Annotated in this window: 17 protein-coding genes, 5 tRNA genes, 2 pseudogenes and 1 CRISPR repeat array (1 of these 25 cut by a window edge); of the genes and pseudogenes, 4 read left to right on the top strand and 20 right to left on the bottom strand. The window is 44.1% G+C overall.

Annotation, left to right across the window (positions count from 1 at the left end; all coding sequences use genetic code 11):
- Positions 1-242, bottom strand: a pseudogene (locus HMPREF9431_RS13695) (IS256 family transposase, variant Zn-binding type); the annotation flags it as partial.
- 516 nt (positions 243-758) lie between these two features.
- On the opposite strand from HMPREF9431_RS13695, the gene HMPREF9431_RS08350 reads away from it, so the two are divergent.
- On the top strand, positions 759-1,043 hold the full coding sequence (locus HMPREF9431_RS08350) for a putative quinol monooxygenase (protein WP_004380796.1): 285 nt from the start codon (positions 759-761) through the stop codon (positions 1,041-1,043).
- Positions 1,044-1,191: 148 nt separating this feature from the next.
- On the opposite strand, the gene rpoC is transcribed toward HMPREF9431_RS08350, so the two are convergent.
- The 19 genes from rpoC to HMPREF9431_RS08255 all read right to left on the bottom strand — a co-directional run bounded on the left by rpoC (position 1,192) and on the right by HMPREF9431_RS08255 (position 18,579).
- Positions 1,192-5,511: a DNA-directed RNA polymerase subunit beta' gene (gene rpoC, locus HMPREF9431_RS08345; RefSeq protein ID WP_004380795.1), complete on the bottom strand. Its 4,320-nt coding sequence runs from the start codon at positions 5,509-5,511 to the stop codon at positions 1,192-1,194.
- Between the two features lie 25 nt (positions 5,512-5,536).
- Positions 5,537-9,346 (bottom strand): DNA-directed RNA polymerase subunit beta, encoded by a 3,810-nt coding sequence (gene rpoB, locus HMPREF9431_RS08340; RefSeq protein WP_004380794.1) that lies wholly within the window; start codon positions 9,344-9,346, stop codon positions 5,537-5,539.
- A 144-nt stretch (positions 9,347-9,490) separates the two neighbouring features.
- On the bottom strand, positions 9,491-9,868 hold the full coding sequence (gene rplL / locus HMPREF9431_RS08335; protein WP_004373941.1) for a 50S ribosomal protein L7/L12: 378 nt from the start codon (positions 9,866-9,868) through the stop codon (positions 9,491-9,493).
- Between the two features lie 74 nt (positions 9,869-9,942).
- Positions 9,943-10,461, bottom strand: a complete 519-nt coding sequence (gene rplJ, locus HMPREF9431_RS08330) for a 50S ribosomal protein L10 (RefSeq protein WP_004380793.1) — start codon at positions 10,459-10,461, stop codon at positions 9,943-9,945.
- A 17-nt stretch (positions 10,462-10,478) separates the two neighbouring features.
- Positions 10,479-11,171 carry a 50S ribosomal protein L1 gene (rplA, locus tag HMPREF9431_RS08325; RefSeq protein ID WP_004380792.1) on the bottom strand — a complete coding sequence of 231 codons (693 nt, stop codon included), beginning with the start codon at positions 11,169-11,171 and terminating at the stop codon, positions 10,479-10,481.
- Between the two features lie 21 nt (positions 11,172-11,192).
- On the bottom strand, positions 11,193-11,633 hold the full coding sequence (rplK, locus tag HMPREF9431_RS08320) for a 50S ribosomal protein L11 (protein WP_004380791.1): 441 nt from the start codon (positions 11,631-11,633) through the stop codon (positions 11,193-11,195).
- Between the two features lie 62 nt (positions 11,634-11,695).
- Entirely contained in the window at positions 11,696-12,241 is a 546-nt protein-coding gene (gene nusG / locus HMPREF9431_RS08315) for a transcription termination/antitermination protein NusG (RefSeq protein WP_004380790.1), read from the bottom strand.
- Positions 12,242-12,254: 13 nt separating this feature from the next.
- Complete coding sequence (gene secE, locus HMPREF9431_RS12430; protein ID WP_078805735.1) at positions 12,255-12,446, bottom strand: preprotein translocase subunit SecE; 192 nt, start codon at positions 12,444-12,446, stop codon at positions 12,255-12,257.
- A gap of 16 nt (positions 12,447-12,462) precedes the next feature.
- Positions 12,463-12,535: transfer RNA gene (locus tag HMPREF9431_RS08310), tRNA-Trp, on the bottom strand.
- Between the two features lie 57 nt (positions 12,536-12,592).
- Positions 12,593-13,789 (bottom strand): elongation factor Tu, encoded by a 1,197-nt coding sequence (tuf, locus tag HMPREF9431_RS08305; RefSeq protein ID WP_004380789.1) that lies wholly within the window; start codon positions 13,787-13,789, stop codon positions 12,593-12,595.
- Positions 13,790-13,870: 81 nt separating this feature from the next.
- Positions 13,871-13,942: transfer RNA gene (locus HMPREF9431_RS08300), tRNA-Thr, on the bottom strand.
- A gap of 11 nt (positions 13,943-13,953) precedes the next feature.
- Positions 13,954-14,026, bottom strand: a tRNA-Gly gene (locus tag HMPREF9431_RS08295).
- Between the two features lie 20 nt (positions 14,027-14,046).
- A tRNA-Tyr gene (locus HMPREF9431_RS08290) sits at positions 14,047-14,128 on the bottom strand.
- A 40-nt stretch (positions 14,129-14,168) separates the two neighbouring features.
- Positions 14,169-14,242 (bottom strand) — tRNA-Thr (locus tag HMPREF9431_RS08285).
- Between the two features lie 100 nt (positions 14,243-14,342).
- Complete coding sequence (gene hpf / locus HMPREF9431_RS08280) at positions 14,343-14,642, bottom strand: ribosome hibernation-promoting factor, HPF/YfiA family (RefSeq protein ID WP_004380788.1); 300 nt, start codon at positions 14,640-14,642, stop codon at positions 14,343-14,345.
- A 19-nt stretch (positions 14,643-14,661) separates the two neighbouring features.
- Positions 14,662-15,540: a tyrosine recombinase XerC gene (locus HMPREF9431_RS08275; protein ID WP_004380787.1), complete on the bottom strand. Its 879-nt coding sequence runs from the start codon at positions 15,538-15,540 to the stop codon at positions 14,662-14,664.
- Positions 15,541-15,624: 84 nt separating this feature from the next.
- Complete coding sequence (rpsU, locus tag HMPREF9431_RS08270) at positions 15,625-15,816, bottom strand: 30S ribosomal protein S21 (protein ID WP_004380786.1); 192 nt, start codon at positions 15,814-15,816, stop codon at positions 15,625-15,627.
- Between the two features lie 203 nt (positions 15,817-16,019).
- The gene (locus HMPREF9431_RS08260) at positions 16,020-16,532 is read right to left on the bottom strand and encodes an STM3941 family protein (RefSeq protein WP_004380785.1); all 513 of its coding nucleotides are present in this window, start codon (positions 16,530-16,532) and stop codon (positions 16,020-16,022) included.
- Positions 16,533-16,632: 100 nt separating this feature from the next.
- A complete protein-coding gene (locus HMPREF9431_RS08255; protein WP_004380784.1) occupies positions 16,633-18,579 on the bottom strand; it encodes a KUP/HAK/KT family potassium transporter in 1,947 nt (648 codons plus the stop codon).
- Between the two features lie 601 nt (positions 18,580-19,180).
- Between HMPREF9431_RS08255 and cas9 the strand changes: the two are divergent.
- From cas9 to cas2, 3 genes and pseudogenes are all read left to right on the top strand, one after another.
- A pseudogene (gene cas9, locus HMPREF9431_RS08250) lies at positions 19,181-23,632 on the top strand (type II CRISPR RNA-guided endonuclease Cas9).
- 12 nt (positions 23,633-23,644) lie between these two features.
- A complete protein-coding gene (gene cas1 / locus HMPREF9431_RS08245; RefSeq protein ID WP_004380781.1) occupies positions 23,645-24,577 on the top strand; it encodes a type II CRISPR-associated endonuclease Cas1 in 933 nt (310 codons plus the stop codon).
- An 8-nt stretch (positions 24,578-24,585) separates the two neighbouring features.
- Positions 24,586-24,927 carry a CRISPR-associated endonuclease Cas2 gene (gene cas2 / locus HMPREF9431_RS08240; RefSeq protein WP_004380780.1) on the top strand — a complete coding sequence of 114 codons (342 nt, stop codon included), beginning with the start codon at positions 24,586-24,588 and terminating at the stop codon, positions 24,925-24,927.
- A 255-nt stretch (positions 24,928-25,182) separates the two neighbouring features.
- Positions 25,183-25,887: direct repeats of the CRISPR family, unit length 47 nt; unit sequence GTTGTTGTTGATACCACAAAGGTAGATATTTTCAAGCAAATCACAAC; it runs 1,409 nt beyond the window's last position.

The raw sequence follows: 25,887 nt of genomic DNA, 5'->3' as shown, positions 1-25,887 counted from the left end.
ACACCAAATGTCCTGGAAAAGTATGTTGTATCCAATATTATTACTGCAGATTTGGGGTAAGTAGCAGTAAAGCTATCTACTACTAAGCTCAACCTACGTCGTATGGTTCGCTTTGAACATTTATAAAGAGTGGATAGATCAGAAATCGTTCGATTTGCCGTCAGATAGTCATTCCATAGAGAAATATTATTTATACGCAGACCACCTTGAAATTGTCTACCACAATCCTTGCAAAAATACATCTGAACAGTACGTCGATGCCCATTTTTTTAACATTTGAGCTATTACAGAAGACACAGTTTTTTTATTCATAGGTTTTCAAATGCTGCAAAGGTAGTAAATTAAAGGATGCAGAGAGGTTTTCAGCCTACCAAATGTCCATTACGCCTATTTTTTTGTTTTTGAGGCTTCCCAACTTTGGGAACGACCGTTTTCTCTATTTTTCATCGTTCCCAACTTTGGGAAAGCTCTTTTTAATAAAATTCACCCGTTCCCAATCTTGGGAACGCAGATTTTCAGATACGCCTCATGCGCATATATGCTGGTCAGGGCACGCTGAGACAAGACAATTCTCACCAAAATCAAACTACCCATGGCATGACATCTACACGGCACACGCTATGCCCACAGCACACTACGCCACCGAGATAAGCCTATTTGAAACCCCATCTGCAACACTTTTTTGAAAGAAGGGAGGGTGAAGTCCCGAGTTTTGTGTAAATTTGCAAGCACGAGAACATTTTAAAATTAAAAACGAAATGATTAGATTAAACGCATTTTTCACGGTGAAGGCAGGGGTGACCACTGCGCAAGTAAAGGCCGTGGCCGACGAGTTAGTGACGTTATCGCGCCAAGACAAAGGCAACAAAGGTTATGATTTGTTTGAAAGCACCACGCAACCCGGCGTGTTTATGTTTTGCGAAAGCTGGGAAAACGAGGAGGTGTTGAAGCAGCATGCCGCATCGGAACACTTTAAACGCATCGTACCTAAGATTGAAGCACTCTGCGATGGCGGTCTGCATATCGAACAGTTCAATCGGTAAAAGCTATCAAAAAAGAGGCCGAAATGCATGGAATTACCCAGCATTTCGGCCTTTTTTGATGACTAATATGAATGCTTTTAAGCAAACGTTCGTTCAACTTGAGGACGCACCCTCGGCGCATCCCACAAGCTGAGCGTTTGCGTTTGCTTTATCTTTCGTTTCCTTGGGCTGCAAAGTCAATCACGTTCTTGCGATTGGCTTGCATGCGATCATACTCTTCTTTCGAGCCCACGATGAGCTTATCCCAACGACGCAAGCCAGTTCCGGCAGGGATGAGATGACCACAAATCACATTCTCCTTCATGCCTTCTAAGCGGTCTTGCTTGCCACGGATAGCAGCCTCGTTGAGCACCTTCGTAGTTTCCTGGAAGGAAGCCGCACTCATGAAGCTCTTTGTGCCGAGTGCTGCACGCGTGATGCCCTGCAAAATCTGCGTTGAAGTGGCTGCCACGGCATCGCGCACCTGAACCAGTTTCAAGTCACGACGCTTGAGTGCAGAGTTCTCATCGCGCAATTTGCGCACAGAAATGATTTGTCCGCGCTTGAGCACTTGTGAGTCTCCGGCATCAACAACCACCTTTTTGCCCCAGATACGGTCGTTCTCTTCCGCGAAATCGAGCTTGTCTACCATCTCTTGTTCCAAGAAAGTGGTGTCGCCTGGGTCATCGATGCGCACCTTACGCATCATCTGGCGCACGATAATCTCAAAGTGCTTGTCGTTGATTTTCACACCTTGAAGGCGGTAAACATCCTGCACTTCGTTGACAATATACTCCTGCACGGCGGTAGGACCTTGAATAGCAAGAATGTCGCTCGGCGTGATGATGCCGTCAGAAAGCGGTGTTCCGGCACGCACAGCATCGTGTTCTTGCACCAAAATCTGTTTCGAGAGCGAAACGAGGTATTTCTTTTGGTCGCCCGTCTTCGACGTAACAATGATTTCACGATTACCGCGTTTCACCTTACCCATGGTCACCTCGCCATCGATTTCAGAAACCACTGCGGGGTTGGATGGATTGCGTGCCTCGAACAACTCGGTGACACGAGGCAGACCACCCGTGATATCTCCCGCGCCACCCACGGCACGTGGAATCTTAATCAGTGTGGCACCCGTCTTCACTTTGGCACCATTTTCAACCACAACGTGGCCGCCTACGGGGAAGTTATAGGTGCCCAACACCTCGCCTTTCGGACCAATAATGTCGCAGGTCGGCACCTTTGAACGGTCTTTTGAATCGGTGATAATCTTCTCGGTCAAACCGGTTGTGTCGTCGGTTTCAGCATGGAAAGTAACGCCTTCGACCACATCGTTGAAACGAAGCTTACCTGCATACTCTGAAACGATAACGGCATTGAAGGGATCCCACCTTGCAACTAAGTCACCGGCTTTCACCTTATCGCCATTTTTGAAATAGAGCGATGAGCCATAAGGCACATTCAGGGTGCTGAGAACAATATCAGTATGAGGGTCGATGAAATGCACCTCGGCCAAACGACTCACTACCATTTCACAGGCTTTCTCGGCGTCATCGACAAACGGAACGGTACGCAATTCGTCAAATTCAACTCTTGCATCGTTCTTAGCTACGATGCTTGCATTGGCTGCTGCATTACCGGCTACACCACCAGCGTGGAAGGTTCGCAGCGTCAACTGCGTGCCCGGCTCACCAATAGCCTGTGCGGCAATGACACCGGCAGCTTCACCCAACTGCACCATGCGTGCGGTAGCTAAGTTGCGCCCATAACACTTCATGCAGACACCGTGTTTGCTTTCGCAGGTGAGCACCGAACGAATTTCAACCATTTCAATCGGCGACTCGTCAATGGCTTTAGCCTTAGCTTCGTTGATTTCTTCACCTGCACGAACGAGAACTTCGCCTGTTGTGGGATGGATAACATCGTGAACAGACACACGACCGAGGATGCGTTCGTAGAGCGTAGAGATGATTTCGTCGCCGTTTTTGAGCGCACGACATTCCAAACCACGCAACGTTCCGCAATCTTCTTCGGTGATGATGACATCATGGGAAACGTCAACCAAACGGCGAGTGAGATATCCGGCATCGGCCGTTTTCATAGCGGTGTCGGCCAAACCTTTACGTGCACCGTGAGAAGAGATGAAGTATTCGAGCACCGACATACCTTCCTTAAAGTTAGAAAGGATTGGGTTTTCGATGATTTGCTGCCCTTCGGCACCGGCCTTTTGAGGCTTAGCCATCAGTCCACGCATACCCGAAAGCTGCTTGATTTGGTCTTTCGAACCACGGGCTCCGGAGTCGAGCATCATGTAGACTGCATTAAATCCTTGGTCGGCTTCGGTCATCTCTTTCATCAAGATGTTGCCAAGGTCGTTGTTGACGTGTGTCCACGCATCAATAACCTGATTATAACGTTCGGTATCGGTGATGAAACCCATTTCGTAGTTGGCCTGGATTTGGTCGACCTCAGCCTGTCCTTTCTCTACAATGCCGCGCTTCTCTTCAGGAATGATGATATCATCGAGGTTGAATGACAAGCCGGCTACATAAGCCATGCGATAGCCAAGGTTCTTGATTCCGTCGAGGAAGTCGCACGCACGTGCCATACCTACACCCTTGATAACGTCGGAGATAATGCCACGAAGCGTTTTCTTCGAGATGACATCATTGAAGAAACCCACTTCATCGGGGATAATTTGGTTGACAATCACGCGGCCAACAGAGGTCTCAACCATGTGGCGCACGGGCTTACCATCCACCACATCATCGACTATACACTTTACTTTTGCGTGTAAATCGCAACGTCCTTCGTTCTGCGCAATGATGGCTTCTTCGGGACCATAGAAAGTAAGTCCTTCGCCCTTTGCACCGGGACGCAGCTTGGTGATATAATAAAGACCCAACACCATGTCCTGTGAAGGCACCGTGATAGGTGCACCATTCGCGGGGTTTAAGATGTTGTGGCTCTGCAACATCAAGATTTGCGTTTCGAGGATAGCCTCGTTACTCAAAGGCAAATGAACGGCCATTTGGTCGCCATCGAAGTCGGCATTGAAGGCCGTACATGCTAATGGATGGAGCTGGATAGCCTTACCTTCAATGAGTTTGGGCTGGAAAGCCTGAATACCTAAGCGGTGAAGTGTCGGCGCACGGTTTAACATCACGGGATGTCCCTTCATGACATTCTCGAGGATGTCCCAAATAACGGGTTCACGACGATCGACAATCTTCTTCGCGCTCTTCACAGTTTTCACAATACCGCGCTCAATGAGCTTGCGAATAATAAAGGGTTTATAGAGCTCGGCAGCCATCAACTTGGGCAAACCACATTCGCCCATCTTCAATTCCGGGCCGACAACAATCACCGAACGAGCCGAATAGTCGACACGCTTTCCTAAGAGGTTCTGACGGAAACGGCCTTGTTTTCCTTTTAAAGAATCGGAAAGTGATTTCAAAGGACGGTTGCTTTCGCTCTTAACAGCCGATGCTTTGCGCGAGTTATCGAACAGAGAGTCGACAGCCTCTTGCAGCATGCGTTTCTCGTTGCGCAGGATAACCTCGGGCGCTTTGATTTCCATCAAACGCTTTAAGCGGTTGTTACGGATGATGACACGGCGATAAAGATCGTTCAAATCTGACGTGGCAAAGCGGCCACCATCAAGGGGAACCAACGGACGAAGCTCGGGAGGAATGACCGGGATAATCTTTAAAATCATCCATTCGGGGCGATTGATACCCTTAGAAGCGCGGAACGACTCGACAACTTGCAAGCGTTTCAAAGCTTCTGTCTTGCGCTGTTGGCTACCATCGTTATTGGCACGGTCGCGCAACTCATAGCTCAAGCTGTCTAAATCGAGGTCGCGCAAGAGGTCGTAGATAGCCTCTGCACCCATCTTCGCAATGAACTTCTTAGGATCGGTATCATCAAGATATTCATTGTTGGGGTCGACCTGATTGTCGAGAATATCAAAATATTCATCCTCTGACAGCAGGTCGTACTGATGAGAGCCATTCAATTCGGCCCCTTCTGCATCCTTTCGACCTTCCATAATACCAGGCTTAATGACAATATACTTTTCATAGTATACCACAGCATCAAGCTTTTTCGTAGGAAGTCCCAAAAGATAGCCGATCTTATTGGGCAGCGAACGGAAATACCAAATATGTGCTACCGGCACAACCAATTCGATATGCCCTGAACGTTCGCGGCGCACTTTCTTTTCGGTCACCTCAACACCACAACGATCACAGACGATTCCTTTATAGCGAATGCGCTTATATTTGCCGCAAGCACATTCATAGTCACGCGTAGGACCAAAAATACGCTCACAGAAAAGACCATCGCGCTCGGGCTTATAGGTGCGATAATTGATGGTTTCGGGCTTGGTTACTTCACCGTATGAATTCTCCAAAATCTCTTCAGGAGAAGCCAAGCCTATCGTAATTTTCGTAAAATTATTTTTTACTTTTGTATCTCTTTTAAAAGCCATATTAATCTTTCGTTAGGGGTTCTCTTTAATCCAATTTGATACTTAAGCCGAGACCGCGAAGCTCATGCAACAAGACGTTGAGCGATTCTGGAATGCCTGCGTTAGGCATGGGGTCGCCTTTGACAATCGCTTCGTAGGCCTTGCTGCGGCCAACGGTATCATCCGACTTAATGGTGAGGATTTCTTGAAGCACATGGCTCGCACCAAAAGCTTCAATAGCCCAAACCTCCATCTCTCCGAAACGCTGTCCACCAAACTGCGCTTTACCACCAAGTGGTTGCTGCGTGATGAGCGAATACGGACCAATGGAACGTGCGTGCATCTTATCTTCAACCATGTGACCCAGCTTTAAGAAGTAAGTGATACCTACTGTTGCAGGCTGATCGAACTTCTCTCCGGTCTCACCATCATAAATATAGGTAGAGCAAAGGTTAGGAAGACCTGCCTTATCAGTCCACGCTTTCAAATCTTCGAGCTTTGCACCATCAAAGATAGGTGTTGCAAACTTGCATCCGAGCTTCTGCCCTGCAGCGCCAAGAATGGCCTCAAAAATCTGTCCTAAGTTCATACGTGAGGGCACACCCATCGGGTTGAGCACTAAGTCTACCGGACGACCATCGGCAAGGAAAGGCATATCCTCGGTGCGAACAACCTTTGAAACAATACCCTTATTTCCATGACGACCTGCCAACTTATCGCCAACCTGTATCTTACGCTTCTTCGCAATATAAACTTTTGCCATCTGAAGGATGCCAGAAGGAAGCTCGTCGCCAATAGAAATAGCAAACTTCTTGCGCTTCATCTCTGCATCAAGCAACTTATATTTGCGAATATAGTTCATGATGAGCTTCTGAATTAAACCATTCGTGTGCGCATCATCGGTCCAGTTATTGCTCTGAATACCGTCATACTCAAGATTCTTCAAAGCGGCAATGGTGAACTTACTACCACGTGTAATAATCTCAGCCCCGGTGTAATCCTTTACACCTTGTGACACTTTGTCTTTGATCAGCACCATGAGTTTATCTACCAAGATGTCTTTCAAGTCGTCGTTCTTTGCCTCATACTCTTCATCAATCTTGGCCAAAAGAATCTTATCCTGCTTCTTTGATTCGCGTGTTTTGACTGCACGAGAGAAGAGCTTCTTGTCAATAACGACACCACTCAAGGATGGGTTTGCCTTCAAAGAAGAGTCCTTCACATCGCCTGCTTTATCGCCAAAGATTGCACGAAGCAGCTTCTCTTCAGGAGAAGGATCGCTCTCACCCTTCGGTGAAATCTTACCAATCAAGATGTCTCCCGGCTCTACGCGTGCACCAATACGGATAATACCATTCTCATCTAAATCACGTGTTGCATCTTCGCTTACATTGGGAATGTCTGCGGTGAATTCTTCCATGCCACGCTTGGTCTCGCGAACATCCAAAGAATATTCGTCAACATGCACAGATGTGAGCACGTCTTCACGAACCATACGTTCGGAAATGACAACGGCATCCTCGTAGTTATAGCCCTTCCAAGGGATATAAGCTACCAACAAGTTGCGCCCTAAAGCCAACTCACCAGCCTCGGTTGCATAGCCTTCGGTCAAGATATCACCGGCCTTAACGCGCTGTCCCTTATCGCAAATCGGGCGGAGGTCAATGGTCATATTTTGGTTGGTACGACGGAACTTGGGAATGCGATACTCCTTCAATGCCGGCTCAAAGCTTACAAATTCTTCTTCCTCTGTGCGATCATAGAGAATGCGAATGGTGGTAGCATCTACATAATCAATCACGCCATCGCCCTCGGCTGTAATCATTGTACGTGAGTCTTCGCAGACTTGTTTCTCCAAACCTGTTCCAACAATCGGCGCATCATTATGAATTAATGGCACTGCTTGGCGCATCATGTTACAGCCCATCAATGCACGGTGACCATCATCGTGCTCTAAGAAAGGAATCAAAGAAGCTGAAACGGATGCAATCTGCTGTGGCGAAACGTCAACCAAATCAACCAAATCGGGTGTTACTACAGGATAATCGGCATCTTGACGACACTTTACAGTATCCTTTAAGAAAGCACCATCTGTAGATAACGGTGCGTTACCCTGACCTATAATCTTATCTTCTTCTTCCTCGGCTGTCAGATAAACAATGTCCTTATTTTTCATATCAACCTTACCTTTCTTCACTTTACGATAAGGTGTTACGATAAAGCCAAGGTCGTTGATCTTCGCATAAATACAGAGAGAAGAAATCAAACCAATGTTTGGTCCTTCAGGACTTTCAATAGGACAAAGTCGACCATAATGCGTATAGTGTACGTCACGAACCTCAAAACCTGCACGTTCACGCGACAAACCACCAGGTCCTAAAGCAGATAGACGGCGCTTATGCGTAACCTCTGCCAAAGGATTCGTTTGATCCATGAATTGGCTTAAGGGATTGGTTCCGAAGAAAGAGTTGATAACACTTGAAATCGTCTTTGCATTAATCAAATCGGTAGGCGTGAACACTTCATTGTCACGCACATTCATACGTTCACGAATGGTACGGCTCATGCGTGCCAATCCGATAGCAAACTGATTGGCTAACTGCTCGCCTACCGTGCGAACACGACGGTTACTCAAGTGGTCAATATCATCAACCGTAGCATTGGAATTTACCAACTGAATGAGATACTGGATAATCTTGATAATATCATCACGTGTTAAGACACGCGTATCCATATCTGTATCTAAGCCCAACTTCTTGTTAATGCGATAACGTCCGACTTCTCCTAAATCGTAACGCTTATCTGAGAAGAACAGATTTTGGAATACTTCTCGTGCACTTGCATCATCGGCTGGGTCAGCATTACGCAGCTGACGATAAATATAGTTTACGGCTTCCTTCTCAGAATTACTAGGATCTTTCGCCAATGTATTGAAGATAATGGTGTATTTGCTTGCTGACTCGGCATCCTTATGCAACAGGATTGAAGAAGCACCGCTATCTAAAATTTCAACGATATTGTCCTCTGTCAACTCTGTTTCGCGCTCCATAATCACCTCGTTGCGCTCAATAGATACTACTTCGCCCGTATCTTCATCGACAAAGTCTTCATTCCAGCTCTTCAGAACACGTGCAGCTAACTTACGCCCAATAGCTGCTTTCATGTTCTTTTTGTTGACCTTCACCTCTTCTGCAAGATCAAAAATCTTCAAAACATCTTTATCTTGCTCAAAGCCCATCGCACGCAACAAAGTCGTTACAGGCAGTTTCTTCTTACGATCGATGTAAGCATACATCACATTATTGATGTCGGTTGCGAACTCAATCCAAGAACCTTTGAAGGGAATGATACGTGCACTATAAAGCACTGTGCCGTTAGCATGCACCCCTTGTCCAAAGAATACACCTGGCGAACGGTGCAACTGTGAAACAACAACACGCTCTGCACCATTGATAACAAAGGTTCCATTAGGTGTCATATAGGGTATCGTGCCTAAGAATACATCCTGAATGAACGTACCAAAGTCTTCATGATCGGGATCCGTACAATAAAGCTTCATCTTAGCCTTCAAAGGCACACTATAAGTCAATCCACGCTCTAAACATTCGTCTATCGAATAACGAGGAGGATCAATATAGTAATCTAAGAACTCAAGAACGAAATTATTTCTCGTATCGGTAATAGGGAAGTTCTCAGCGAACACCTTGTATAAACCGTCATTCTTGCGTTCTTCAGGCGGAGTGTCTAACTGTAGGAAGTCACGAAAAGACTTCAGCTGCACATCCAGGAAATCAGGATAGGGCAGCGGATTATGCACACTGGCAAAATTTACTCTGTTATCAATAACTTTCGTCATATACTCTTTCTTAATTCGCCACTATAAGATTTTCTATGTATCACTATCTATAGGGCTAATTATCTATATAAAAGACACAAAATGGTTAGGACCAACCTACTTGGAAGATCCTAACCACATGTATTAAAAATGATTTGTCTGAACTTACTTCAGCTCAACTTTAGCACCAGCCTCTTCGATTACTTTCTTCAAGTTCTCAGCTTCGTCCTTAGCTACACCTTCTTTAATTGTAGAAGGAGCACCGTCTACAAGATCCTTAGCCTCTTTCAAACCGAGACCACAAGCCTCTTTAACAGCCTTTACAACCTGAAGCTTTGTTGCACCTACTTCAGCGAGAACTACATCAAAAGAAGACTTCTCTTCTGCTGCAGCTGCACCACCTGCAGCAGGACCAGCAGCTACAGCAACAGCTGCTGCAGCAGGTTCAATACCATACTCGTCCTTGAGGACTGTTGCCAACTCATTTACTTCCTTAACAGTAAGATTTACTAACTCTTCTGCAATAGCTTTAATGTCTGCCATTTTATTCTAAATTTTAATTATTCTTATTATGAAAATTATGAATGACTTTATAATTGAATATCGCTCAATTTTAATTATTCAGGACGCTCGCCTAAAGTCTTGAGCACACCATGTAAGGTGCCTGCGCCTGATTGAAGAGCTGAAACAACGTTCTTTGCCGGAGACTGTAGCAAAGCAACAATCTCTGCAATAACTTCGTTCTTGCTCTTGAGTGCTACCAATTCACTGAGCTTATCGGCACCAACATAGATGCTTTCCTCAGCATAAGCAGCTTTGAGTGAAGGAACTCCATCCTTTGCATATTCCTTAAGGAGCTTAGCAGGCACATTCGCTGTCTGCGAGAACATCACAGCTGTTGTACCTTTTAAACAACCATATAAAGGTGCAAAATCAACATCCGAAGCTTCAAAAGCCTTATGAAGAAGTGTATTCTTCACAACAACCATTTTGATTTCGCTCTTGAAACACTTGCGACGAAGATTACTCGTTGCCTCTGCATTCAATCCAGTAAGATCTACTAAATAGAAATGAGGAAACGCCTTCAGCTTCTGTCCAAGCTCTACGATTATAGTATCTTTTACTTCTTTCTTCATTGTACAAACTTTTAGAGTTATTCAACTGATTTAGGATCAATTTTGATACCCTTACTCATAGTGCTTGAAATAAAGATACTCTTGATATATGTACCTTTTGCAGAAGAAGGTTTCAACTTAATAACAGTTTGGATAAATTCTTTCGCATTACCCAAAATCTGCTCCGGTGTCATTGAAATCTTACCGATTGAAGTATGGATAATACCAGCCTTATCAACCTTAAAGTCAATTTTACCTTGCTTTACTTCCTTAACTGCTTTTGCAACGTCCATTGTCACCGTACCACTCTTTGGGTTAGGCATCAGACCACGAGGACCGAGAACTCGACCCAAAGGACCTAACTTACCCATGCATGAGGGCATCGTAATAATGACGTCAATATCTGTCCAACCACCTTTGATCTTTTCGACATACTCGTCAAGACCAACATAATCAGCACCAGCTTCCTTTGCGGCAGCCTCCTGATCAGGAGTACAGAGTGCCAACACACGAACCGTCTTACCCGTACCATTCGGCAGTGAAACTACACCGCGAACCATCTGGTTAGCCTTACGTGGATCAACACCGAGACGTACATCAATATCCAATGAAGCATCAAACTTAGTAGTAGTAATTTCCTTTACCAACTCTGAAGCTTCTTGTAATGTGTATGCCTTCCCTGCTTCAACCTTCTCAGCTACTGATTTTTGATTTTTTGTCAGTTTACTCATCTTTCTAATTGAAGTTTAAAATTATTCACCAGGGAAGTCCCCTTTTACAGTAATACCCATACTACGAGCAGTACCTGCAATCAGCTTCATTGCCGACTCAACTGTAAAACAATTAAGATCGTTCATTTTGTCCTCTGCAATAGCCTTCACTTGCTCCCAAGTTACCGAAGCAACTTTTTGGCGATTGGGTTGTGCAGAAGCCGTTTTAATCTTCGCTGCATCTTTCAACTGAACAGCTGCAGGAGGAGTTTTAATAATGAAGCTAAATGACTTATCTGTGTAGTATGTGATAACAACAGGAAGAATCTTACCTGCCTTATCCTGGGTACGGGCATTAAACTCTTTGCAGAATCCCATAATATTTATACCCTTAGAACCCAAAGCAGGTCCTACTGGAGGTGAAGGATTCGCAGCGCCACCCTTAATCTGTAACTTGATTAAACCAGCAACTTCTTTAGCCATTTTCTTTGTTAATATTAAAATTGATTTTTATAAAAGAAGCATCACATTCTCCGTAACGAGAATTAACCCTCCTTCTCTACTTGCATAAAACTGAGTTCTAATGGTGTTTTACGACCAAAAATCTTAACCATAACCTTTAACTTATGCTTTTCAGAGTTCACCTCTTCAACCACACCGCTAAAGCCACTGAACGGACCATCAATCACTTTCACTGCATCCTCAACAGCATAAGGGACGTTCATCGTATCCATCACCTCAGAATTTTCTGCGGTTCCCAACATACGATTAATCTCTGACTGTGGAACGGGTGAAGGATTATCCAACCCTCCCAAAAAACCTAAGCAGTTAGGCATAAAGCGTAAGGTATGCGCTACATCACCAACCAGATTTGCTTCCACAAAGATATAGCCAGGCAGCGATATTTTTTCTTTGATAACCCGCTTTCCGTCACGCAAAGAAGCATGCTTCTCCATCGGTATAATCACCTGAGAAACATGTGTGCTGAGCAACTCGTTATGCTTTATTTCAGCATCGATATACTCTTTCAACTTCGCCTCTTTACCGCTAACGGCACGCAGTACATACCACTTATTACCTGTTTCTGACATTTCTCTTTGGAAATTAATTTGGATAGATTGTACTCATCACGAACCGGAACAGACTGTCCATAGCAAACACAACAACGGCAATGACAAGGGAAGCAGATAATACAACCATTGCGCTGTGTGTCAGCTCGGCACGCGTTGGCCAAGTAGTCTTATGCAAAAGCTCATCGTAACTTGCTTTGCAAGCATTCACTATCTTTTTAAACATATAATTGTCTAATTAGCACGGGAAGCAGGGCTCGAACCCACGACCCTCGGTTTTGGAGACCGATGCTCTACCAACTGAGCTATTCCCGTAAATACGTTCCCGTTACATGTGTAGCGGGAACGCTTTATATCGAATTCTATTTTCGATTATTTGAGGTCAGGAAGGATTGCTGTAATCTGACCAGAGCCTACGGTACGACCACCCTCGCGGATAGCGAAACGAAGACCTTCATTCAAAGCAACCTTATAGATCAAATCTACTTCAATCTCAACGTTATCACCAGGCATTACCATTTCAACGCCTTCTGGCAACTTGATTTCACCTGTACAGTCCATCGTGCGGAGATAGAACTGAGGACGATACTTGTTACCGAATGGTGTATGACGGCCACCTTCTTCTTTCTTCAACACATAGATAGAAGCCTTAAAGTGATCGTGAGGAGTGATAGCACCCGGATGTACAACTACCATACCGCGCTTAACTTCAGCCTTATCGATACCACGGAGCAACAAACCTACGTTGTCACCAGCTTGACCTTCAGCCAAGTTCTTGCGGAACATTTCCACACCGGTGATAACAGATTTCTTATCTTCACCAAGACCGAGCAACTGAACTTCGTCGCCAACCTTACAAACACCCGTCTCAATACGACCCGTAGCAACAGTACCACGGCCAGTGATAGAGAACACATCCTCTACAGGCATCAAGAAAGGTTTATCCACTTCACGTGTTGGCTCTTGAATCCAAGTATCAACAGTGTCCATCAACTTCATTACAGAGTCAACCCACTTCTCAACACCATTCAAAGCACCGAGTGCAGAACCACGGATGATAGGAGTATCTTCTTCGTAACCATATTGCTCAAGGATTTCACGAACCTCCATTTCAACGAGATCCAACATCTCCTCGTCGTCAACCATATCACACTTGTTCAAGAATACAACCAAGCGGGGTACGTTCACCTGACGAGCCAAGAGCACGTGCTCACGTGTCTGAGGCATAGGACCATCTGTAGCAGCAACTACCAAGATAGCGCCATCCATCTGAGCAGCACCGGTAACCATGTTCTTCACATAGTCGGCGTGACCCGGACAGTCTACGTGTGCATAGTGACGGTTAGCCGTCTCATACTCAATGTGAGCAGAGTTGATAGTAATACCACGCTCTTTCTCTTCGGGAGCGTTATCAATCTGATCAAAAGACTTGATTTCCTGTGCGCCGAAGCCCTTCTCGTGAAGAACTTTAGAGATAGCGGCAGTCAAAGTTGTCTTACCGTGGTCAACATGACCAATTGTACCAATGTTAACATGCGGTTTGGTACGTACGAATTCTTCCTTAGCCATAGCTTTCTTTTTTTATTTATATAAATGTATTATAATTGCTTTTTGTTTTTCTCGCTTACTCATAGAATAAACTCTGAGTAGAGCTGTAACTGAGAGTTGAACTCAGGACCTCTTCCTTACCAAGGAAGTGCTCTACCACTGAGCTATTACAGCGTTCCCCTTTGAGCGGAAAACGGGGCTCAAACCCGCGACCCCCAGCTTGGAAGGCTAGTGCTCTATCAACTGAGCTATTTCCGCAATGCAACCTTTTCAGGTTGTGGGTGGTGATGGATTCGAACCACCGAAGGCATCGCCAGCAGATTTACAGTCTGCCCCATTTGGCCACTCTGGTAACCACCCGTCTCATGATCTACAATGAAAGAACAAACGCTCCATGCAGAGCCTCTTGTCGGATTCGAACCAACGACCCCGAGATTACAAATCACGTGCTCTGGCCAACTGAGCTAAAGAGGCAAATTCTTGCAGCCGTTTAGAAGTCGGCAAAGAACCCATTGTAAAACGGCTGCAAAGATACTACTTATTTTTTAATCGCCAAAACTTTTGATTATTTTTTTCAACGATTCCTGTTTTTCTCCTTATGTTTCGTAAGCTGCACTTTCATTGCGTCAACAACCAAATCTACACCCTCTTCAAAGGTGTCACAAGTCTTCGCTACAAAAAAGCGTTGTCCCGGCACATACACCGTGATACTTGTTTCTTTATTGAGCGCTGTTGCAGGCTTTACTACTTTTAATTGCACCTCTACTTTCTGTATATCCTCGTAGGATTTCTCCAACTTGGAAATTTTCTTCTCAATAAAAGCCTCTAACTTCTCGGTAGTGTCAAAATGAATTGACTGAATTTTAATCTCCATAATACGTCTGTTTTAAAGGTTATGCCCGTGGATGGGCGTTTAAATATTCACGCTTTAATTGTTCAAAAGTCGTATGCGTATAAATTTCAGTTGTTGACAAACTCTCATGTCCCAACAACTTCTTTACGCTTTCAATGCCCGCCTTATGATTCAACATCGCTGTTGCAAACGTATGACGTAGCACATGCGGTGTACGCTTTTTTAAAGTGCTTACCAACGAAAGATGCTTTTTTACGCGATACCGAATGGCATCTGCCGTCATCTGTTGCCCATCATTTGCGAGAAACAATGCTGCAGAATGTCTCACCACTTGCGCATCACGCACACCCATATAATGTTGCAATGCTTGTGACAACTCGGCTCCAAAAGGAATCAGACGTTGCTTATTTCGCTTCCCTGTAACTTTTAATTGTCCACTCATAAAGTCGACATCGCCATCACAGAGATTCATCAATTCAGCCAAACGAATACCTGTTTCATAGAAAGTCATGATGATTATTCTATCACGAACATCCTCATAACAATCTGTCCAAAAGTCCTCTCGCAGCAACTCATCCATCTCTTTTTCTTTCAGAAATTGTGGAAGAGGCTTATCTTTCTTCGGACCAACGACACCTTGAACAGGATCGCTTTTCACTAAATTTCTGGCTAATGCAAAACGATAAAAGGAGCGTAAAGCACTCAAACGCCGATTGATGGATGTTGCGCGTTGGCCTTCATTCATCATTTCAGCCATCCAATCTCTCACCAAATCAGCATCAACATCCGCCCATGACAGTGTAGAATCCTGCGCTTGGACAAATTTTTGAAAGGCCTCTAAGTCCTTTCTATAGCTTGAAACGGTCGCTAAAGAGCGATTACGTTCATAGCTTAAATATGCCAAGAATTGATTCACCATCTGTTATGCGTTACTAACTTTCAATTCGTTTTCAGCAACGAACTTACAGAAATAAAATCAGACTACCAAATTTTTAACGAGATTTTACTCCTCGTTAGTACGCAATTTCTGTACGTAAACGGCGTGTTCCATCTTGAGACGCTTCAAAACAGAAGGCTTGTTATACTGCTGACGAGAACGAAGCTCTTTAACAACACCTGTCTTTTCGAATTTTCTCTTGAACTTTTTTAAAGCTCTTTCGATGTTTTCACCATCTTTTACGGGTACAATAATCATGTTTCTTTTAAATTTATTAATTGATTTATATAACGCTCACAGTCAGGCATTTACCCTCCAACGAGAGCCAATTCGCCCACTACAAGCGGCTGCAAAATTACGAAGTTTTCAAGAAAGTCCCAAACAAATTACTGATTTTCTTTTAGTTATCCCGCTGCACAAGCACAAAGAAACCAGCTGTAATCGTTTACTTCTCCACCTTATTATATAGACTGGCGCTGCACACTTTCCAATCGCTTATTCAGCAAATCAAGAATTGCTTGCGGCTTCATCTCGAGATTATCCACCGGAAAGCTCTCTTGCGCACCAATCGACTCTTCATTCATTCGCCGAAAAGCTTTCCCGATGGCATGCGTTGCTTCCAACTTTTTCACCCTTACGTCGGGTTTATATTCCACTGCAATTAGCACCGATTTACTCACACCAACCAACGTAAAAGCCTCAACATCGGCAAAGCGAACAGCCCAAACGCGCTGCCCATCTACCGCTACCCCGTCGTCCGAAATGACCAAATAAGGATGGTCACCCAAGTGCTCACGCACCAAAAGGTAGATTAAATACAAACCACCGCCACCAAACAGCACGATATTTCCCCACGCAAGGAGTGCATCAACACCAATTATCAGCAGATAAACACCTATACCCGCACATGCAGCGCATAACAATAACTGTAAAACATTTTTCTGCAACGACCGATAAATCTTAATTTCTTCCATATCTATCCCTTCATTATTTTTACACCTGCAAATATACCATAATTCTCATTCTATTACAAACAATAGCCCAAGAAATTAGTTTCATCCACTCATCCTGGCCTTATTCTCTTCTTCTAATGCGTTGCCGATATTTATTATTCACCACAAACGGCACGCGCTCCACGGTAACATTACTCGTGTCAAGTCCCAAAGCCTGTTCATCATCCACACCAATATGGCGGATAAACCCAAAGAGATGGAGCGTGATATTATCCAGCGCACTCACCACAGTCGAAGCATAATAAATGCGATGAATGACGATAAAACGGAAGTCACCCGCAACATTATGTTTGCGCAACGAAGGATAACCACTGCGAATATCAAAGCGACGCTGTGCGATTAAATCTTCAACAATCTGACGAAGGTAAAGGGTCATCAGCGGATTCACACGAAATCCCACTCGAATATCGATGGTGTAAAGCGTGTTGGCAATCAATTCATGACAAGTGTAATCCAATGTGTTGGGCGCATCGTCATTGGTGAAATGCACCAGAAAATAATGGTCTGCCCGCTTCGGTTGCTTATTGACAATCGAATAAATCAGTTTCTCCTCCACCATATTTTCATCATCAGATTGCCGTACATAAACCAAGTTAGTCGCAAATTTTGGTACCGTTTCATCCGCTTTCAAGTCACGAATGACATCATAATAATCCGAAAGTTTCTTAAATTTTAAATACTTTCTACGAATATTCCATGCGCGATACCAAATGCGCATAACCGCACCTGTGACAAGAGCCAATAGGATTGTAAACCAACCTCCATGCACGAATTTCGTCAAGTTGGCTAAAAAGAAGAAACCCTCTATGCCCAAATAAACAAACAAAAAGATGAGGACTGCCCAAAGGGGTGTGAACCGTTGCTGCAAATAAACGGCCAACATCACCGTTGTAGTGAGCATCGTGATGGTGATAGACAGCCCATAAGCGGCCTCCATGTGTGCCGAGGTCTGAAACAGCAACACGGTGACAACACACAAGATATAAAGCAGGTTGTTGATCTGTGGGATATAGATTTGTCCTTTATCAACAGAGGGATACTTAAATTTCAACGTGGGCCAGAAGTTCAAATGCACCGCTTCACTAAAGATGGTAAAGCAACCACTGATGAGCGCTTGGCTTGCAATAATGGCCGCTCCGGTAGCCATGACAATGCCGGGAATAAGCAACCAATCGGGCATCACGGCATAAAAAGGATTCATACCCGTGTGCACACTGTCAAGATGCCCCATGATATAAGCCCCTTGCCCCATATAATTCAAGATGAGCATGGCCTTAACAAACAACCAACTGATGGTGATATTGCGACGGCCACAGTGCCCCAAATCAGAATAAAGCGCCTCAGCACCCGTCGTACAAAGGAACACTGCACCGAGAATTAAAAACCATTCTGGCGAAGACAACAACAGCTTTAGGGCATAATAAGGATTGAAAGCCTTTACGATGAGTGGGAAATCCACAAGATGCACAGCACCCAACACCCCTAAAAGCAGAAACCAAACCAGCATGAAAGGGCCAAAATAAGTGCCGATAGACCCTGTTCCAAAACGCTGAATAAAGAATACTGTTGAGATAATAGCTATCACAATGGGAACGATGGGCATATCAGCCGAGAATGTATGCAGCCCTTCTATTGCCGAAGTGACCGTGATAGCGGGTGTAATCACGCCATCGGCAATGAGCGTACTGGCACCCAACATCGCCACAACCGATAACCAACGATAGCCCCGTTTGCGTATCAAGGTGTAAAGTGCCAGCACACCTCCCTCACCTTTATTATCGGCTCTGAGCGCCACCACCACATATTTCAGGGTGGTTTGCAAGGTTAACGTCCAAATGATACACGACACCGCACCCAAAATATAATTGGCATCAAAATGTGGATTTGCACGCAAAATGGTGCGCATCACATAGAGCGGTGAGGTGCCTATATCGCCAAAAACAACGCCGATAGCAATCAACAGCCCCATGGCTGTGAGCTTTTTGTGGGTTGAAGTTCCTGAATTCATCTTTACATCTTTTTATTGATGCGTGCAAAATTAATAGAACCTCAAAAAAGAGAATATCATCATGGGTTAAAAAAGGCTAACATCACGCCCTACTTATCCGAGACTATCTCACGCGATTTCTACTCATGTGCCCAACGACACCAACAGCCACCATCAACCATGCCTATCAGCACTGCATTGCAACAGCTGCGTTATTTCCTGACAATAGCATGCAAATTGTGCTGCAATATGGTGCAGATTGCATGGCAATACGGCATATATTAGTCCGCAATATGCACGCTATGAAACCCGCATCCTCCCCTACTCTCAACAGAACATAGGCAAGGATGTATGCCCAAAGCAAGCGATTTTGCATGCGTTCAAAAAGCCTTAAAGATACAAATGATGGCAGCCATCGGCCACAAAACAAAAAAATATATCCAAAAAGTTGTTGCTTTATCAGATAAACACTACCTTTGAGACAGTGAAAAAGAAAAGGACGAGTCGCCCCGCCCTGTTTGTTTTCACAACGGAAAAATCCTTATTGTGACTTGCTTAAATAATATCTGAGTGCAAATATAGGCGTTTTTTACTAAAGAACCAAATAAAATAAAGAAAATATATGAAAACAATTCTTGGCTTAGATTTAGGAACCAACAGCATTGGTTGGGCCAAAGTCATCGTTGATGACAATGAAAATTATTTGAGAGACATTCAACTTGGCAGTCGTATCATCCCCATGAGCCAAGATGTTCTTGGCAAGTTTGATAAAGGAGTAACAGAGTCTCAAACCGCCATCCGAACGAGCTTCCGAGGCGTTCGACGCCTCAGAGAGCGCACTTTGCAACGCCGCGAACGCCTCCATCGCGTGCTACACACGTTGCATTACTTACCTCCCCACTACGATTCGGCCATTGGATGGGACAGGAAGACGCCCACTACTTATGGTAAATTTTTAAATCATGGCGAACCTAAATTAGCGTGGGAACGCCGAGAAGACGGCACAATGCAGTTTCTTTTCATGGATGCTTTCCATGAAATGATAGCAGACTTCGCTAAATATCAACCTGCACTCGTTGCTGACGGCAAGAAGGTGCCACTTGATTGGACGATTTATTACCTGCGTAAGAAAGCACTTACGCAACCCATCAAGAAAGAAGAACTTGCATGGATTTTGCTCAACTTCAACCAAAAGCGTGGCTACTATCAACTGCGTGGCGAAGAGGATGAAGAAAATGCCGCAAAACATGAAGAATATCATGAGTTGAAAGTGGTTGGCGTTGAAGTCGATGAAGCGGGAAAAGGTGACAACACCTGGTATAATGTGAAGTTAGAGAATGGCTGGACATATCACCGTCAAAGCAAAATACCCTTAGACGACTGGGTGGGTAAAGTCAGGGCTTTCATTGTGACAACCGAATATGAAAAAGACGGAACAACACCCAAAAAAGATAAAGAAGGCAACGTGAAACGCTCCTTCCGTTCACCAGATGAGAAGGATTGGGGGCTGCGAAAGAAACAAACTGAGCACTCGTTAGAAGCATCGGGCACGCCTGTTGGCGCTTTTATCTATGACCACCTCTTAAAAGAACCCTCTGATAAAATCCGCGGAAAATTCATCCATACCATCGAGCGTAAATATTACAAACAGGAATTAGCAGCCATTCTTCGCGAGCAAAGCAAACACCATGAGAAACTATGCAGCAAGGACATGTTAAAAGCATGCATCGAAGAGTTATATCCAAACAACCCGCTTCATCGCGAAAGTCTGTTGAAAAAGGACATGCCTTACTTGCTCATAGAGGATCTTATCTTCTACCAACGCCCGCTGAAGAGTAAGAAATCGCTGATTGCAGAGTGCCCCTATGAGGCCTATTCCTATGTGGACAAGGAAACAGGAGAAATGAAACGGCAAGGCATTAAATGTATAGCAAAGTCCAACCCCTACTACCAAGAGTTCCGTTTGTGGCAGTTGATAGCCAACTTACGCCTACGCAATCGTTCCGATGAGCGCGACGTAACAGCCGAATATCTGCCTCATCAAGAAGACTATGTGCGCCTGTTTACTTATTTGAACGATAGGAAGGAAATCAATCAAGAGACGCTGTTGAAGGACTTTTTCAAGTTGAAGAAGGTGACGATAGGCGGTGAAAAGGTGTTTCCTATTCGCTGGGACTACATCGAAGACAAAGAAAAGAAATATCCTTGTAATGCAACACGCCACGAACTTCTCCTTGCACTCGACAGAGCTGGCATAGAACATGACTGGTTAAATGATAGAGATTTGGCTTATCGATTGTGGCACTTGCTCTATTCTGTCGACTCTAAAGACGAAACAGAGCGTGCATTGCGCAAGTTGAAAGATGACGATGCTTTCGTTGAATCGTTCTTAAAAATTAAACCCTTCGAGAAAGAATATGGTGCCTATTCAGAGAAAGCCATCAAAAAACTACTGCCCGTTATGCGGAGAGGAAGTTTATGGAACGAGGCAGACCTCTGTCCTTCTACAAAAGAGAGGATTGCTAATATTTTGCAAGGCACTATCGATGAGAAACTCAAAAAGAAGATAGGGGCGTTTATTTCGTCTTGTCAACAGGTGTCAGACTTTCAAGGATTGCCCGAATGGTTGGCGTGTTATGTGGTATATGGGCGCCATTCTGAAGCTACAGACATACAGCGCTGGGAAACACCCGAATAGCTTTTAGATCATATTCATAGGTTTAAACAATATTCCTTACGCAACCCTATCGTGGAACAATGCATCCTTGAAACCCTCCGCACGGTATATGACATTTGGAAAGAAGCGGGACAGATTGATGAAATCCATGTAGAATTAGGCCGAGAAATGAAACAGACGGCCGAACAACGTGCACATCTCACAGAGAAGGTGCTGCGCAATGAGAACACGAATCTTCGCATCAAGAGTCTGTTGATGGAATTGAAAAACGATGCCGATATGAAGGATGTTCGTCCCTATTCGCCGATGCAACAAGAAATCTTACGCATTTATGAGGAAGGCGCTTTGCAAACGTTATCGAAGGACGACGCAGCGTTTACCGAGATCATGAAGATTTCAAAAATGGCGCAACCCTCCGCAAGTGAGTTGCAAAGGTATCGATTGTGGCTCGAACAGAAATATCGTTCGCCATATACTGGAAAGCCGATTTCACTTTCAAAACTTTTCACTTCAGCCTATCAGATTGAGCATATCATTCCTAAAAAACGCTATTTTGACGACTCGTTCTCCAACAAAGTTATCTGTGAAGCAGAAGTGAATGGAAAAAAAGATAGCATGTTAGCCTATGAATTCATAAAGGATTGTGGTGGCGATGTAATACATTGTACGACTTTAGGTGATGTAACCATCTTGAGCGAAGCGGAATACAAGGCCCTGGTAACAGAATTGTATGCGAATAACAAATCGAAGAAAGACAAGTTGCTGATGGAGGATATTCCCCAGGATTTTATCAACCGACAGCTGAATGACAGCCGTTATATCAGCAGGGTGGTGATGACTTTGCTTTCTAATATTGTGCGCATTGAAGGCGAAGAAGAGGCCACTTCTAAATTTGTTATTCCGTGTTCGGGAGGCATTACCGATAAACTCAAGAAGGATTGGGGTTTAAATGATGTTTGGAACAATATTGTTTATCCGCGTTTTGAACGCTTGAATGCACTCACCAATACCAGTGACTTTGGCCAATGGGAGAACAAAGAAGGGAAACGGGTGTTCCAAACTTCGGTTCCACTTGAACTGCAACGTGGCTATCAAAAGAAGCGCATCGACCACCGACACCATGCTATGGATGCATTGGTGATTGCCTGTGCCTCACGCAAGATCATTAACTATTTGAACAACCAAGAAGCTAATGACCCCACGAAGCAAGAAAATGCGCGAAAACAACTCTGCATTAAAAGTCGCATTATCCGCAAACCTTGGGAAACCTTTACGCAGGATGCCTACAAGGCTTTAGATAACATTGTGGTGAGTTTCAAAAACTATGTTCGTGTGATCAACAAAGCCACCAACTATTATGAACGGTATAATGCCGACGGAAAGAAAGCCGTTGATGAACAAAAGGGGGAGGCCATGTGGGCTATTCGAAAGCCTATGCACAAAGATACGGTCTTTGGTCATGTCAACCTGCGGCGCAAAGCTGTCGTTAAGTTGAAAGATGCGTTAGAGAATATTCCTGCGATTTGTGATAAGACGCTCCGCCATTATATTCAGGACTTACAGAAAAAGCACTTCAACACCAAGCAATTGCTGGCACATTTTAAAAGCATTAACTACCGATTGAATAAGCAAGCGGTTGATAAAGTCGAAGTTTGGCAGTACAGTGATGATAAAGAACAGCTGGCAGCAACGCGGAAACCATTAGGCCCTTCATTTGATGCAAAGTGCATTGCCGCAATCACCGACACAGGCATTCAGAAGATATTGTTGAACTATCTTCAAGCAAAAGGTGGCGACCCTGCCATCGCTTTTACACCCGAAGGAATTGCCGAAATGAATCAAAACATAGCGGTTTATAATGGGGGCAAGCAGCATCAGCCCATCCTAAAAGTAAGGATTGCAAAGCCAATGGGAAAGAAGTTCCCTATAGGACAAACGGGAAATAAAGCCTTTCAATATGTAATAGCAGAAGAAGGTACAAACCTTTACTTTGCTATCTATGAAGATGAAGAGGGCAATAGAACCTATGACACTATTGCACTAAGAGAGGTTGTAGAACGATTGAAGCAGGGACTTACTCCTGTTCCTGAGAAGAATGAAAAGGGGGTTGCGTTGAAATTTCATCTCTCACCCAACGACTTGGTGTATGTACCCACCGCGGATGAACTACTCTCTAAAGTATGTAGTTTGGACAAAAATAGAATTTATAAGATGGTAAGTGCAACAAAGTCTGAATGCCTTTTTATACCTCATAGCGTGGCAAAGACTATTTATGACAAGGTTGAGTTCGAGGCTTTAAACAAGATGGGCAGAGCTTTAACCGGAGAAATGATTAAGTCGGTTTGCTGGAAAATAGAAGTTGACCGCTTAGGTCACATCGTCAACATCATCAAATAGAGTCTTTAGCGTATGATTAAGAAAACACTTTGCTTTAGCAATCCCATCTATTTGAGCCTACGCCATGTACAATTGGTGCTCCATCTGCCTGAAGTGGTGCAGAATAACACGCTACCCGAAGCAATGAAAAAAGAAGCTGAGCGTACCATCCCAATAGAAGATATTGGGGTGGTGATACTCGACAACCTGCGCATCACGGTAACTTCGGGTGTGTTGGAGGCTCTATTAGACAATAATTGTGCGGTGATTACATGCGATCAAAAGAGCATGCCTGTGGGGTTACTTTTGCCTTTATGCGGCAACAACACGCAAAACGAGCGGTTTCGTGCGCAAGTAGATGCCTCACTCCCCTTGCGTAAACAACTATGGCAACAAACCATCAAACAGAAAATCTTAAATCAAGAGCATGTTTTACGCACCACTACCGACAAGGAAACCAACTGCATGCGCGTATGGGCAAACGAGGTACGTAGCGGTGATCCGGACAATCTTGAGGCACGAGCAGCCGCTCACTATTGGCGCAATCTATTTCTTGATTATCCCAATTTTGTTCGCGATCGGGAGGGAACTCCACCCAATAACCTCCTGAATTATGGCTATGCTATTCTGCGTGCTGTCATTGCTCGAGCCTTAGTTGGAAGTGGTCTGTTGCCAACTTTAGGCATCCATCATCACAATCGCTATAACGCTTATTGTTTGGCTGATGATATCATGGAGCCTTATCGCCCGTATGTTGATCAGCTTGTTATTCAGATACTGCATAAATATAAAGAGGTTTCAGTGCTTACAAAAGAACTAAAAATGGAGCTCTTAGGCATTCCGATGCTCGACGTTATAGTGAATAGGAAAAGAAGTCCACTGATGATTGCTGCACAACAGACAACAGCCTCGCTGGCAAAATGCTTTGCAGGAGAGACCCGCCACATAAGCTATCCCGAGATGTAACCCCATTTATGGACAACTTCAAACGCTTCAGTGAGTATCGGATTATGTGGATTCTCGTATTCTTCGATTTGCCAACAGAAACCAAGAAGGAGAAGAAAGCCTATATGGATTTTCGAAAAATGCTGATGAAAGATGGCTTTACGATGTTCCAATTCTCCATTTATGTCCGCCATTGTGCAAGTATAGAAAATGCAGAGGTGCACATGAAGCGTGTTCAAGCGAACCTCCCTCAACGCGGAATGGTGGGAATGTTATGTATCACAGATAAACAGTTTGCCAACATTCGCCTTTTCTTTGGCGAGAAACCTAAAACGCCTAACGCACCTGGACAACAATTGGAATTATTCTAAAAGATGCAGGATGGAAAAGGTGAGAGCCATAAATCTTGGGTTGAAATGCCTCGTTTAAAAAGAAATCTTATTTTTGTTGTTTCCTAACGACTTAGCCTATAACAAGAAAAAACTTGGAGAAAGGATCATAAGAAGTCACCTTAATAGAAAACAAAAATCCCACTTCAATGAAGTGGGATTTCGTTTTGTGGCACCATTTTTATTTTCTTCAACAACCTTATATCCTTTTGATAAACAACAAATTACAAAGAATGAGTTGTTGTTGATACCACAAAGGTAGATATTTTCAAGCAAATCACAACGGATAGCAGCCGACAATTTTCCGAGAATGTGTTGTTGTTGATACCACAAAGGTAGATATTTTCAAGCAAATCACAACTATCGAAAGATACGGATGCAAAAGTGCGCGGTTGTTGTTGATACCACAAAGGTAGATATTTTCAAGCAAATCACAACTTTATACACATCTAACTCTGATTTGTATTTGTTGTTGTTGATACCACAAAGGTAGATATTTTCAAGCAAATCACAACCGTATGGGTGTCAATACGACAGGGGGTAAGGGTTGTTGTTGATACCACAAAGGTAGATATTTTCAAGCAAATCACAACATTCATACTATAATCTATTTACTCTTTTCGGTTGTTGTTGATACCACAAAGGTAGATATTTTCAAGCAAATCACAACAGCTCCAGCAGACGAGAGTTATCGGTTGCGTTGTTGTTGATACCACAAAGGTAGATATTTTCAAGCAAATCACAACTTGATTGTTCAACCTTCTATTCTCTAATACGTTGTTGTTGATACCACAAAGGTAGATATTTTCAAGCAAATCACAACAAGCGCCTTGGCAACCGTTTTCTGCACTTGGTTGTTGTTGATACCACAAAGGTAGATATTTTCAAGCAAATCACAACTGAAACTGTAGAGAGGCGACAGTGGTGTTAGTTGTTGTTGAT

Origin of the sequence: Segatella oulorum F0390 (assembly GCF_000224615.1) — a bacterium.
Lineage (GTDB): Bacteria > Bacteroidota > Bacteroidia > Bacteroidales > Bacteroidaceae > Prevotella > Prevotella oulorum.
This window is presented reverse-complemented; position numbering and strand designations above follow the sequence as displayed.